Genomic DNA, 12696 nt, shown 5'->3' with positions numbered 1-12696 from the left:
TAATCTAAAGTACGGTCATATTAATTCCAGTTTTTTTCAATGAAATGAAATGCAGGTCGTAAATTAGTTTTATTAGCAATTGAAATAAGAACGGGCACCACTGAAGGGTCCGTTTTAGAGAAATTAGGAATCCTCGGATTTAACCGGAAAAACTGATCGCCTAAAAGCTCAGAGCTAACCATTGATTCATAATAGCTCGATCCACCAGAGATAATCTGAAGAAACGGCAGCAAGGGTTCATTAGGAGACCGGTCTAAAAGTACTCCCCAATTTGGCGGCAGGTCCTCCATATCTTCTGGTCGTATGTTATCGGCACTTACCATTCCCCATCCTTTCGTATCTCTTCTTAATTGAGTTGGCTGTTCACCTGTGCCGATGGATAATACGGCAATTTGATCCAGCGGCTGCTTTGCTTTTCCCACTGCAAATGCGATACTAGCTGTACTGGTGTTAGTTGCTACTGTATACCCATCCACATAGTTTTGATAAGCTCTTTGCGTTGCAGGGGCAGCGCTGCTCCTAAGTATTACGTCACTCGCTTTTTCATTAAGATAGGGAGAGTCAGGGAAATTATGAAATAACACAGGATTCCAACGGTTCAGCTCCGGTGCAAATAAGTGAAAGGCAGGCACAACAATTCGTTTCTTTAAGTCTCTAAGGCGAAGGTCTCGGGGGAAAAATGTTCGTATGGCTTTAATAAAACCAGAATAGGGTAATTGTTGGTTAAAAACAGGTCCGCCCGGTCGGGAAATGCTGAATGCTGGTAAGATGTGATCTTTGAAAAACTGAAACGTTTCTTCTGGCGATCTTCCGCTTGCTAATGCAAGAGCAGTAAATGAACCAATCGAATTTCCTGAAAAAACATTGGTTTCACTAATTAACTTTGGGTTTTGGTAAGCTAATCTATTCAAAAGCTGTAAACTTAAAGCACCTAAAGTACCGCCTCCATCAAAGGTCATAATCCGATATTTTGTCAAAGGTGATTTCTCCTTTCGAATTCCATGAGAGGTATCATTCTGTATATGTTTATTTAATGTGCTGTAGAGGTATGAGTATCTCTTTTACTGATTATTTAGGAGTCAGATTATGCAGGTGATAATGGTAAGAGTTAGACAATAGATCCCTATGAAGTCTAAATAAATAGGAGGTTTTATAAATGGGCGAAGAGCTTTATTGAGGAAATCTTGAACTAAAGCTATTTGTTGAAGGTAGCCATAAGTTAAATCCAGGAGTAAATAAAGAGGCCTTAAAAGAGCTTGAACTGAAGTTTAATATTCAATTCCCTCAATATTATAAACATCATTTTTATCCATAAAATGGAAGTGTTCTTCCTTGGGGATATACGGAGAATGGTGACGAATTATATTGGCTAACTGAAGGGAGCCCCGCCGAATGGAAAGTGGTGGTGTATGAATCTAGATTGCCTGAAAATTATATTTACTCACTGTCCATGACCGATTTTTTATATCAAATCATTACAAAAAAGTTAGCCTGTGATGCATTTCTAGATGATTTTCCGAGTGATGTGGCTACATTTATTTCGGTAAACGTTGATTAGTTAATTAATTAGTAGAAAACAAGACTTAGGAGGAATGTTACATCAAGATGTTGCCAAATAAATTGAACCAAGTTCTTGAAGAAAAAATATATATACGTGAAGATAAAACTTCAGTAATGGATGCTTTAGCACGGCTAGAAGTAAAGGGATCCCAAACCTTCACAGAATTTTATAACCGGTATGCCGGACCATTCTGGGAAGAATACATACCTTTTGAATTACTTGATTTAGTAGATGAAGAAAATAACATTGAAGCATATACGCTTATTTGCCGAAGAGAATACGGTTTTCCTAAACAATATCTGATTTTAAGTGAAACATCAGCTAATGCCGTACTAGTGCTTGATGCTTTAACCGATAGCGTGTACATAGTAAATTTTGAAGGAGGAGACGAGCTGCTGTTAAAAGGAGAATTAGAGGCAACGTGGCCTACCTTTTCTGATTTTCTGAAATCCTATTTTAATTGTTAGGTATGGATTTTAGCGGTTATATTCCGTGTGAATGGGGCGGAGAATATAGAGTTGGAAATATAGTTGTATATAAGGTAGGGGGAAGCTTTTGAAACATGTAATGAAACAATATTTTAAGAAACTAACGGGAAAATGGGAAGAGTTCAATGGAACGTTACCTTTGATTTCTTGGAATGAAGAAGCAGATGCAAATATTTATGTAGGTTCTCAAGACGAAGAAGGCTATATAGCGTGGAAACATCTAGAAAAGTGTGAAAATACAAATTTTCAACAGTTTGAACAAGAAATAAACGTGATACTTCATAATGATGTAAAAGCTTATTTTAACTCGTTTTGGTTTCTTGAAATGATTGGATGGGTGTCTCAGTATAATATTAACTTATATCCTGTCATTCCCGGTGTAGAACCTGAAGCATTTTGTCAACGTGTAAAGGAGTATATTCTTGAAAAAGAAAACAGTACGTACATTCCGTTAGGTTTTGAAAGCAATGGCATGCTAGTTGTTATGAATAATGAGTCTGGAGAAATTTTCGTAGAAAACGGTGAAGAGAAAAGCTATAAATATTTGTCGTCTAGTTTAAAAGAGCTCATTTCTCAGCTGGATTTTAAGTGAAATAGATATTTTGCACTTTCGCTAATCGTACACAGTCTTCACCATTGGAGTGAATCTAATTGATCATAAAAAATGTATGAACGGCATCTCATAGGAGGTAACAGCAATGGCAGATTTTGCGTTTATTAATAATGGGAAAAATAACATTTATCATGTATCTGAGCAGGAGATTTTACAAGCAGAAGAAAGAATGGGTATTCGTTTTCCTAACGATTTACGGCAGTTATATTTAGACGTTGGGTATGGATTTATTAAGGAGCCAAGTAATACGGCAATCAATAGAATTATGGGACCCAAAACGATAGCAGATGCTAAACTACGAGAAGGAATGTTTGAATTCGATTTCGATTTAGAAGAACTTGACGAAGAAGATAAACTTATTTTCTTTGAAGTGAACGAAGGAGTATACATATCGTTAGACTTAACACTATCTCATAATCCAGTCTTTTATTTGGACACGCCAATCGCAGACTCATTAGAAGATTTTTTTAAGAAATTTATAAACGATAATGAGTATTACATTGATTTAATTAAAGAGTAGAAAAAACGGTAGCTGCTACAAATAAACAGGCTATGTAATTTAAAAGCTAAGCTAGGAGAGCGATTAGAATGACAAGGATTAATGATGAATCATTTGGAAAGCTTGAATATAAAAACAACTTTTGGCGAGGGAAAACTACGATTAAAATGTTTGGTGTAGAAAAAGAAATCCTTTTAAGTGTTGATGCATACGAAAACACTGATTTTTCACATGTACAAAAAGAAGCATTTCTTAACTTTATTCAAAATATGGAAAACATAATGAATAAGGCAGAAAAGCATATATACGATTACTATATGGAGAACTATGAAGAGTATAGAGAGATGATAGCTAATAAATCAGAAGCAGATCAGGTTGTTCCAAACATTCATTCCGTCTTAGATTTAAAAAAATTAGTGGAGCCCACTGAATTAATCGTAAGAAGAGTAAGGAAGAATGGAAAAAGAAGATTGGGTTTACTTTGCGATGTTTCTTGGGATATTGAAAATGGAATAGGAATTAAAATGGAAGATGAAGGTGTAGAAGAAGTGGGGTATCAGGATATTGTGTTGTAACGAATCTACTAGACGTTAAAGCTAACCTAATAGATAGATAAACACAGGGGGCTGTTGAATTGGACCGATTTGCAAGTGTGAATAGGAGGCTTAAAATGAGTGTAAAAGCGGCCATGACGGATTATTTTGAGAAACTGCTAGATTATTGGAATGAAAACTATAACACATTTCCAAAGGCACCGTGGGATGAAGAGATACATCCACTGCTATATGTAAGTGAGCCTGATGAAGAAGAGTATGTTTTTTGGAAACCAGTAGAAAAAAAGGCTGTTGAAAACTTTAGTATGATCGAAGCTGAAATTAAAATGCCTTTGCATCATTCAATTAAAGAGTATTTTAACAGTTATTTATTTTTAAGCTTAGAAGGTCTTTATCATTCGAAATATATATGCCTTGAGCCTGTTGAACCGGGTAAGGATGTACGAAGTTATTTTAAACATCTTACGCATTATGATGAAAGTCAAGGAAAGGAATTTAGATACATACAGATAGGTTTTATTTCTCCGGACGAAATGGCCATTAACATAGATAATAAGACTGGAAAAGTTTATATAGAAGATTATGAAACAAACGAATTAACATTATTGGAGCATTCACTTGAGGAATTAATAAGAAAAATAAAGCTGAAGAAATCATAATTTATCCAGAAGATGAGGAAAGGAATAGTAAATGTGAAACAAGCAATGGAAATTATGAAAGAAAATCATTTGAAAGGATTAGTAGAAATCTCTCGGGATTGATTAGGGATTTATAATACAAGGCTTCATTCGGAAAAAAGAAAGAATCACAATTTGGAAAGGCGGCTCCATAAGTAATGAATAATGGTGGTAAGTTTAATACTCTAGTAGAAGAGGTCATTGAGCTATCAAAAAATTATGGCCAGGTTTCTCTAGAAAAAGAAGATGTAGATAAAATACAAGTAATATACGATTGTGATAAGGCTGAATATCTTGCATATGAAGAAGTATATGGTGAAGAAGAAGACAGTTGGAAAGACATTAGAGAATTAAAAATGAGTGACGTATGGGAGCGATATTATGATTTAACGGATGCTGAAAAACCTCGTGAGTTAGAAGAAATAGTAGAAGTTATAGCTGAAAACTTACGACAGAGCCTAGAAGATTATGATGCCTTTTTTGAAGACATCGTAGCAGATTTAAACAATTGTGCAATTAGTAGAGCGGTTAATGGTACTAAAAATAACTTCTTTGAAAGCATATTTAAATTACATAGATCCGGGTATTTGCCTTGTGGATGGTGTGGGGATTATCCAGATGGTGGAATTATTGCATATAGAGGGTGACTTCAATAGCATCATGGAAGAATTAGAGGATGTTAGTGATGCTTTTGCTTTGTCTGATGAGGATTAAGTTAAGCAATGTGTAATGAGTGTACGTATGTGTAAGTTCTAAAGGAGAGGAAATAATGAGGTACGACTTTGTTGCGAATCAAAAAGATAATCAATTTTACCCCGTATGTGAAAGTGATATTAAAGAAGTAGAAGGAACGTTGGGCTTAAAGTTTCCTTTTGAGTTAAGGAAGTTTCTTTTAGAGGTGGGTTATGGTTTTCTTCAGGAGTCTGAATATAATATAAACCGCATTATGGGCCCTTCTTCAATCAGAGACGCTAGATTAAAAGTGAATGATTTTGAATTATACCCTGATATCGAACTTTACGAAGATTTAGAAGAGGGTAAATTACTATTTTTTGAAGCCAATGAAAGTGCGCTGCTGCTGATAGAAATAAGTGAAGAGCAGAACAATGCGATTTATTATGATGACTTAAAGATTGCCGATTCTTTAGAAGAGTTTTTGAAGAAGGTGATGGAGGATGATGGGTATTATGTTGAATAAGGGTAATAAAATACATACTGAGCCATAAAAGCTTTATGCATATTAAAATGATACATAAAATAAAAAATGTAACAAAATGGATGATGTTGGATAGTTGTTAATTTTCTTTCATCTGAGTTATTGAATAAAATTCGATATTATAACATTAAAAGCTAAAAAAATAGAAAGTAAAAGTAAGGGGAAAATAAATGTATTTATATCAATTAAATAATAAAGATAAACTAAGAGAAATAAGTGAAAATTCATTTAAGAAAGAAAAAGAAATACAACAGATATGTGAAAAAAATTTAAAAGAAATCTTAGGTCTGAGATTTATTAGCTCTGAGTTTAATATTAGTAATTTTCGTATAGACACATTAGCTTATGATGAGCAAACTAATTCTTTTGTCATTATTGAATATAAAAATACTAAGAGTTTTAGTGTTATTGATCAAGGTTATGCGTATCTCTCTTTAATGTTAAATAATAAAGCTGATTTTATTCTTGAATATAATGAAAATAATGAGAAGAATTTAAAGCGTAGTGATGTAGACTGGTCACAATCTAAGATTATTTTTATTTCTCCGAGATTCACCACTTATCAAAAGCAGTCAATAAATTTTAAAGACCTGCCTATTGAATTATGGGAAATTAAACGGTATGAAAATGATATACTCCATTTTGACCATATTAAACCTGCACAAGTCTCGGAGTCTATTAATACAATTTCGAAGCAAAGTGAAACTATTGAAAAGGTGAGTAAAGAAATTAGAGTTTTTACTGAAGAGGACCATCTCGCTAACAGGCCCTATGATATTGTTGAATTATATCAGTTGTTAAAAGAATCTATCTTAAATGTCGGTGATAATATTTCAATAAAACCAACAAAGCTCTATATAGCTTTTACTAAGGACCAGCGAAACATTGCTGATATTCATCTTTTAAAAAAAGGATTAAAGCTCTGGATTAATTTAAAAAGTGATGAGCTGAATGATCCTGCAGGTGTTGCTAGAAATGTGGAAAATATAGGTCATTGGGGAAATGGTGACTATGAAATACAAATTACTGAGGAAGAAAATATTGAATACATAATGACTTTGGTAAAGCAGTCATATGAAAAGAATAAATAAAAGCCAAAAGGGCCTATATCTAACGATCCGAGTGATGATCAACAGTCTAACATGTCTTGTTCGGGTCAAATCAAAGGCAATAAAAACTCGAAAATTTACCACGTACCTGGCGGAGCTTATTATGATAGAACTCAAGATAATATTGTTTGGTTCTGTTCAGAAGCGGATGCACAGGCAGCTGGGTATAGAAAATCTCAACGATAAAAAATGTATGCAACCTTTAAAAGCTCTCCTATATGTTTGTTGGAGAGCTTTTTTCTTTGTGAGAGATTATCTAACGTATGTATTAAAGACACAGAACGAGTAAGTTTTGAAAACAGAAAAGGTATGAAAAAAGAATTCTTTGAACAAAACAACTTGGATAAGAAAGTGTTATGTGTCGTTTTATAAATGCCCCTGTAAATAAAATCCCCCTTGATCATCCAATGGTGTCATATAATAGAATAAGCTATTATACTTACATTTATTAATACTTTTTCAAAAACGGTCTTAGCTCTAAGGTTTTTAAATAGTTTTATAGATGGGAGTTAAAGCAAGCTTATGAACAGAGAAGAGTTACTTCAAAAAATAAAGAACTTAAACATTTGGAAAAAAAGAGATCAAAGAGCTCCGCACAAACCATTGTTAATACTGTATGCCCTAGGTCAGCTGCAGGCCAAGCAACGAATGCACCTGCCATACAGCGAGGTGAAAATCCCTTTAAAAGAGCTGCTTATGGAGTTTGGACCTTCTCGCAGTTCCTACCATCCGGAGCATCCTTTTGTTCGTTTGACAGGAGATGGAATATGGGAGCTAAGTGAAGATATTGATAAGCGTAGCTTTACCGATAAATATTTGCTGAGTACAAATATAATGGGCGGTTTTAGACAGGATGTTTATAACCTTTTTGATAATGATCCTACGCTTCTTCAAGACGCAGCACAATTTTTATTAAATGAGCATTTTCCGGATACAATTCATGAAGATATATTAAGAGCGGTAGGGCTGGAGTTTGAAACACAATTAAAGAGAAGAAGAGATCCAAAGTTTCGAGAGAAAATTCTTCAAGCTTACGGATATAGCTGCGCTGTTTGTGGGTTTAACGTTCGTCTTGGTCATAATTTAGTTGGCGTGGAGGCTGCTCATATTAAGTGGCATCAAGCGGGAGGGCCAGATATTGAAAGTAACGGAATCGCGTTATGTTCAATGCATCATAAATTATTTGATAGAGGAGTTTTTACTTTTTCCGATCATAATGAGCTGTTAGTGGCAACTCAAGCGCACGGGACGAATGGATTTGAAGAATGGCTTATGAAGTTTCACGGGCAAAAGCTTAGAGGTCCTATTCATCCGGCGTATCAACCGAGCGAAGATTTTCTTGGGTGGCATGTTAGAGAAGTATTTAGGGGACCTGCTAGATATCAAGCAGGTGATATAAATTAATTTTTGTGAATGACAGATTGCTGCGTCTATAATTAGGAAGTGATTTACATATTGTAATGTCAGTTAAAATACGCTCAAGAAGATATAAACGGAGGAAGAAAGATGCTACGAAAAAGCGGCGCGAAACGAATACAGGCTTGGTTTTACGATGATGATCCAAACGGGATTAAAGTATCTGAGGTGCCGAATACAACAATACAGGCTGTATTCATTCCCAGAAATAGTTTGAAAGATTTAAAGGGTGAAAGCGAAGTAGAAAAGCCCGGCATTTATTTTTTATTTGGAGAAGATAAAGAGGCATATATTGGAGAGGCAGAAGTGGGATATGAACGTTTAAGACAGCATGCTAGTCCATCAACAGGTAAAAGTTTTTGGGATGTGGCCGTGTTAATTGTGTCTAATGCCTCTCAAGATCAATTAGATAAAGTTGATGTAAAATACTTAGAACATATTTCTTATCTAGCAGCCATGCGCTCTGGTACATATGATATTAATCAAACCGTTCCGACAAAGCCGTTTGTACGTGAGTTTAGACGAGATGACCTGACAGATATTTTTAATGTTATTAAAGTTTTACTTGGTGGATTAGGCTTTTCAATTTTTGCGGATGCTTCAAATGGAATAGAATATGAAAGCGGAGCTGTACAGTCTGGTAACATACCAAAAATTGAAACAGAGCAACCGATAGAAAAGGTTATTCAAGTTGAGACACATTTGTCAAAAGATATAAAGTCAGTAATAGTAGAGGACGTTCTATATTGTAAACGCCGAGATGCGTATGCGACGGGGAAATATGTTAGCGATGGATTTCTTGTCTATAAAGGAGCTTTGCTTGCGAGCGAACAGCAGCTAGAAGGAGCTAAACTTAAAAGGCAGCAAGACCATATTAATACTTTCTTAGCAAACGGTGTATTAGAAATAAAAGATGGTAGATACGTGCTGGTACAAGATCAAATTTTTTCTTCTATCTCAGCTGCGGCAGTGTTTGTGACACAGCGAAGAAGCAGTGGAACTTCTGAATGGAAAGATAAGAACGGGATAACAGCGCGTAATAAAATCGATCAAATGTTAAGTGCAGAAACAAAATAACCTAGATCTAAACCTTTTGATCTCAATAAGTATTTCAAAACATTGACATTCCCTTCCAAAACGCATACAATAGCTACTAATAAAAGCACACAAATTCGTTGAAGAGAATCAGTACGCTGCAAGTTTGTTCCACAGAGAGCCGGTGATAGCTGAAAGCCGGTGTTCAAGCTGCAGGGGAATATCCTCTCTGAGAAGTCAAACTGAACGATAAGTAAGTTTGAACGGTAGTCTACCGTTAAAAAGAACGCGTATGATTGTACGTTGCTGAGTGCTATTGATGAACGGATCAATAGAAGCCAGGGTGGTACCGCGGTTTAAAACCCGTCCCTAGTCATAGGGACGGGTTTCTTTGTGTGCTTTTAACTTTAAAAGGAGTGGTATCACATGAAAGAAGTGAATGTAAGGGAGTCTTCGCAAGAGCGCGAACAGCGTATCCAGCAGCAGTGGCAAAAAGGAAATGTGTTTCAGCAGTCGGTTCAAAACCGAGAAGGGCATCCTTCGTTTGTATTTTATGAAGGGCCCCCGACAGCCAACGGTTTGCCTCACGTTGGGCACGCGCTAGGCCGGACGATTAAAGACGTGGTGGCTCGTTATAAGACGATGACGGGGCATCAAGTGATTCGAAAAGCAGGCTGGGATACGCACGGACTGCCGGTAGAGCTCGGTGTAGAGAAGCAGCTCGGGATATCTGGGAAGCATGACATTGAAAAATACGGCGTAGAAGCTTTTATCAACAAATGTAAGGAAAGTGTGTTTGTGTATGAAAAGCAGTGGCGCACGTTCACGGAGCAGCTTGGCTATTGGGTTGATATGGAAGACCCTTACATCACCTTGGAGAATTCATACATTGAAAGCGTATGGAACGTGCTTGGTACGATTCATGACAAAGGACTTCTTTATAAAGGTCACCGCGTATCACCCTACTGCCCGAGCTGTCAAACGTCGCTGAGTTCGCATGAAGTAGCGCAAGGGTATAAAGATGTAAAAGATTTAACGGTAACGGTGAAATTTAAAGTGAAAAACCGCGATGATGAATATTTTTTAGGCTGGACGACAACACCTTGGACGCTGCCGTCAAACGTGGCGCTTGCGGTGCATGAAGAGATGAACTACGTTCGCGCTGAGCAAGGCGGCAGCGTGTATATAGTGGCAGAAGCGCTCGCAGACAAAGTGTTAAAAGGAGAGTATACGGTTTTATCTCAACATAAAGGAAATGAGTTAAAAGGGATGTCGTATGAGCCGCCGTTTAATTTTGTGAAAGTGGAAAAAGGGCATGAAGTGGTGACGGCTGATTACGTAACGGATCAAAGCGGAACAGGAGTTGTTCATTTAGCACCTGCATACGGTGAAGATGATTACAGAGTGGTAAAAGAAAACGGCTTTTCGTTTGTGAACGTGGTGGATGAAAAAGGACAGTACACGGCTGAAGTGCCGCCGTTTCAAGGACGTTTTGTGAAAGACTGCGACGTTGATATCGTGCGCTATTTAGCGAATCAAGACGTGCTGTATCATAAAGAAAAGCATGAGCACAGCTATCCGTTTTGCTGGAGATGCGACTCGCCGCTTCTTTATTACGCAAATGAAAGCTGGTTTATCCAAACGACGGCGTTAAAGGAACAATTTTTGAAAAACAACGAAAGCGTGACGTGGTACCCGGATCATATCAAGCACGGCCGCTTTGGCAACTTTTTAGAAAATATGGTGGACTGGAACATCAGCAGAAAACGCTACTGGGGAACACCGCTGAACGTATGGGAATGCGGGAAATGTCAGCATCAAGTAGCCCCGAAAAGCATCAAAGAGCTGCAAAATCATGCGTCTCATTCTGTGGATGACAGCATTGAACTTCATAAGCCTTATGTAGATGACGTGCAGCTAACGTGTCCGGTCTGCAGCGGAGAAATGAAGCGAACGCCGGAAGTAATTGACGTTTGGTTTGACAGCGGCTCGATGCCGTTTGCGCAGTATCACTATCCGTTTGAAAACAACGAGCTGTTTCAAAAGCAGTTTCCAGCAGACGTCATCGCAGAAGGAATTGATCAAACGCGGGGCTGGTTTTACAGCTTGATGGCAGTTTCAACGCTGTTTACAGGAAAGGCACCTTATAAGCGCGTTTTGTCTCTTGGGCATGTGTTAGATGAAAACGGTCAAAAGATGTCTAAAAGTAAAGGAAATGCGCTAGATCCTGTTGATCTTATTCATACATTTGGTGCCGATGCGCTTAGATGGGCGCTTTTAGCAGACAGTGCGCCTTGGAATCCGAAGAAATTTTCAGAGCGCGTTGTGCAAGAAGCGAAGTCAAAAGTCATCGATACACTCGTGAACGTGTACGGCTTTTACGTGCTGTACGCTAAGCTTGACGGCTATAATCCCGAGCAAACGTATGAATTGAAAAAAACAAAATTGGATGAGTGGATTCTTTCACGTTTGCACAGCACGGTTAAGCGAGCAACAGTACATCTTGAAGATTACGGGTTTACAAGCGCCGCTCGTGAAATCGCGGCATTTATTGAAGAGCTAAGCAACTGGTATGTACGACGTTCTCGCGATCGCTTTTGGTCAAAAGGGATGGACGGAGAAAAAGCAGGGGCTTACGATACGCTTCATGAAGTGTTAGTCACGCTTAGTCAGCTGTTAGCGCCGTTTACGCCGTTTGTTGCGGATGATATTCATGAAAATCTGACAGGAAAAAGCGTTCATTTGGCAGACTATCCTGTGTATGATCAAACCAAAGTGAATGAAAAGCTGGAAAAAGAAATGGCAGCGGTACTGCAAGTAGTTGAACTAGGCCGAAGCATCCGAAATACGCATTCGTTAAAAGTAAAGCAGCCTCTGCAAAGTCTTTCGCTTGTGGTAACGGAAGAAGATGTAGAGTGGGAAGCATACCATGATGTCATCAAAGATGAGCTTAATGTGAAGAACTTTAATGTGGAGCAAGACGACGACAAACTTGTTTCGTACGTGTTAAAACTTGATTTTAAACAGGCTGGACCGAAGTTTGGAAAACGAGTAAATGAGGTCAATCAAGCATTAAAGAACCTTTCAGAAGGTCAAGGAAAAGAGTTTGTTGAACAAGGCAAGCTAAGTGTTACGCTTGGTTCAGGAGAAAGCTTAACGCTTGAAACGGCTGACGTACTCGTTGAAAAAGTTCCGAAAGAAGGTTTTGCGGTTGCATCGAACGGCATGTATACCGCCGTGTTGGATACGGCGTTAACCGAAGAACTTGTGCAGGAAGGGGTCGCTCGCGAAGTAATTCGAGCGGTTCAAGATTATCGTAAAAAGCTGGACTTACCCGTGAATTTACGTATTGATTTGGAGCTTAGTGGAGACGAAGAAGTGAAGGAAGCCGTGGCGAAGTTTGAAACGCTGCTTCAAGAAAATCTTCTGCTGCACAGTCTCAGTGTGAAAGAAACTATCAAAAACGGAGAGACGGTAAAAGTCGGAACAAAGCAAGTTACACTTCGCGTTTTAAATCAGAACTGATAA

The 12696-nt window shown here is 37.7% G+C and carries 12 protein-coding genes, 1 pseudogene and 1 other annotated feature; of the genes and pseudogenes, 12 read left to right on the top strand and 1 reads right to left on the bottom strand.

Going from position 1 to position 12696, the window contains the following annotated elements:
• Window positions 1-20: 20 nt before the first annotated feature.
• The gene (locus MKY06_RS14080; RefSeq protein WP_340960851.1) at window positions 21-977 is read right to left on the bottom strand and encodes a patatin-like phospholipase family protein; all 957 of its coding nucleotides are present in this window, start codon (window positions 975-977) and stop codon (window positions 21-23) included.
• A gap of 628 nt (window positions 978-1605) precedes the next feature.
• On the opposite strand from MKY06_RS14080, the gene MKY06_RS14075 reads away from it, so the two are divergent.
• The 12 genes and pseudogenes from MKY06_RS14075 to ileS all read left to right on the top strand — a co-directional run bounded on the left by MKY06_RS14075 (window position 1606) and on the right by ileS (window position 12693).
• On the top strand, window positions 1606-2028 hold the full coding sequence (locus tag MKY06_RS14075) for an SMI1/KNR4 family protein (RefSeq protein WP_035439010.1): 423 nt from the start codon (window positions 1606-1608) through the stop codon (window positions 2026-2028).
• An 88-nt stretch (window positions 2029-2116) separates the two neighbouring features.
• The gene (locus MKY06_RS14070; protein WP_029322288.1) at window positions 2117-2641 is read left to right on the top strand and encodes a SecY-interacting protein Syd; all 525 of its coding nucleotides are present in this window, start codon (window positions 2117-2119) and stop codon (window positions 2639-2641) included.
• A 106-nt stretch (window positions 2642-2747) separates the two neighbouring features.
• Complete coding sequence (locus MKY06_RS14065) at window positions 2748-3182, top strand: SMI1/KNR4 family protein (protein WP_029322286.1); 435 nt, start codon at window positions 2748-2750, stop codon at window positions 3180-3182.
• Window positions 3183-3250: 68 nt separating this feature from the next.
• Entirely contained in the window at window positions 3251-3736 is a 486-nt protein-coding gene (locus MKY06_RS14060; RefSeq protein ID WP_098277980.1) for a DUF6985 domain-containing protein, read from the top strand.
• Window positions 3737-3831: 95 nt separating this feature from the next.
• Entirely contained in the window at window positions 3832-4374 is a 543-nt protein-coding gene (locus MKY06_RS14055) for a SecY-interacting protein Syd (RefSeq protein ID WP_029322282.1), read from the top strand.
• A gap of 176 nt (window positions 4375-4550) precedes the next feature.
• Window positions 4551-5039 carry a hypothetical protein gene (locus MKY06_RS14050; RefSeq protein ID WP_064471774.1) on the top strand — a complete coding sequence of 163 codons (489 nt, stop codon included), beginning with the start codon at window positions 4551-4553 and terminating at the stop codon, window positions 5037-5039.
• A 122-nt stretch (window positions 5040-5161) separates the two neighbouring features.
• Window positions 5162-5590, top strand: a complete 429-nt coding sequence (locus tag MKY06_RS14045; protein ID WP_029322280.1) for an SMI1/KNR4 family protein — start codon at window positions 5162-5164, stop codon at window positions 5588-5590.
• A gap of 188 nt (window positions 5591-5778) precedes the next feature.
• Entirely contained in the window at window positions 5779-6699 is a 921-nt protein-coding gene (locus MKY06_RS14040) for a DUF5655 domain-containing protein (protein ID WP_098277979.1), read from the top strand.
• Window positions 6700-6711: 12 nt separating this feature from the next.
• Window positions 6712-6903: pseudogene (locus MKY06_RS14035) on the top strand (sunset domain-containing protein); the annotation flags it as partial.
• 336 nt (window positions 6904-7239) lie between these two features.
• A complete protein-coding gene (locus MKY06_RS14030) occupies window positions 7240-8121 on the top strand; it encodes a phosphorothioated DNA-binding restriction endonuclease (RefSeq protein WP_098277978.1) in 882 nt (293 codons plus the stop codon).
• Between the two features lie 102 nt (window positions 8122-8223).
• Complete coding sequence (locus tag MKY06_RS14025) at window positions 8224-9210, top strand: GIY-YIG nuclease family protein (protein ID WP_098277977.1); 987 nt, start codon at window positions 8224-8226, stop codon at window positions 9208-9210.
• Between the two features lie 89 nt (window positions 9211-9299).
• Window positions 9300-9542, top strand: a binding site (T-box leader).
• Window positions 9543-9594: 52 nt separating this feature from the next.
• Window positions 9595-12693: an isoleucine--tRNA ligase gene (gene ileS, locus MKY06_RS14020; RefSeq protein ID WP_289914944.1), complete on the top strand. Its 3099-nt coding sequence runs from the start codon at window positions 9595-9597 to the stop codon at window positions 12691-12693.
• Window positions 12694-12696: the final 3 nt, after the last annotated feature.

This window comes from Priestia sp. FSL P4-0332, from assembly GCF_038005845.1.
Classification (GTDB): domain Bacteria; phylum Bacillota; class Bacilli; order Bacillales; family Bacillaceae_H; genus Priestia.
The sequence above is the reverse complement of the archived record's forward strand: the minus strand, read 5'-3'. Positions and strand labels throughout refer to the sequence as shown.

Bases quoted from the DNA above. Each gene is read 5' to 3' on its own strand.
- MKY06_RS14075 (WP_035439010.1), top strand. From the start codon at position 1,606: ATGTTGCCAAATAAATTGAACCAAGTTCTTGAAGAAAAAATATATATA.
- MKY06_RS14065 (WP_029322286.1), top strand. From the start codon at position 2,748: ATGGCAGATTTTGCGTTTATTAATAATGGGAAAAATAACATTTATCAT.
- MKY06_RS14060 (WP_098277980.1), top strand. From the start codon at position 3,251: ATGACAAGGATTAATGATGAATCATTTGGAAAGCTTGAATATAAAAAC.
- MKY06_RS14055 (WP_029322282.1), top strand. From the start codon at position 3,832: ATGAGTGTAAAAGCGGCCATGACGGATTATTTTGAGAAACTGCTAGAT.
- MKY06_RS14050 (WP_064471774.1), top strand. From the start codon at position 4,551: ATGAATAATGGTGGTAAGTTTAATACTCTAGTAGAAGAGGTCATTGAG.
- MKY06_RS14045 (WP_029322280.1), top strand. From the start codon at position 5,162: ATGAGGTACGACTTTGTTGCGAATCAAAAAGATAATCAATTTTACCCC.
- MKY06_RS14040 (WP_098277979.1), top strand. From the start codon at position 5,779: ATGTATTTATATCAATTAAATAATAAAGATAAACTAAGAGAAATAAGT.
- MKY06_RS14030 (WP_098277978.1), top strand. From the start codon at position 7,240: ATGAACAGAGAAGAGTTACTTCAAAAAATAAAGAACTTAAACATTTGG.
- MKY06_RS14025 (WP_098277977.1), top strand. From the start codon at position 8,224: ATGCTACGAAAAAGCGGCGCGAAACGAATACAGGCTTGGTTTTACGAT.
- ileS (WP_289914944.1), top strand. From the start codon at position 9,595: ATGAAAGAAGTGAATGTAAGGGAGTCTTCGCAAGAGCGCGAACAGCGT.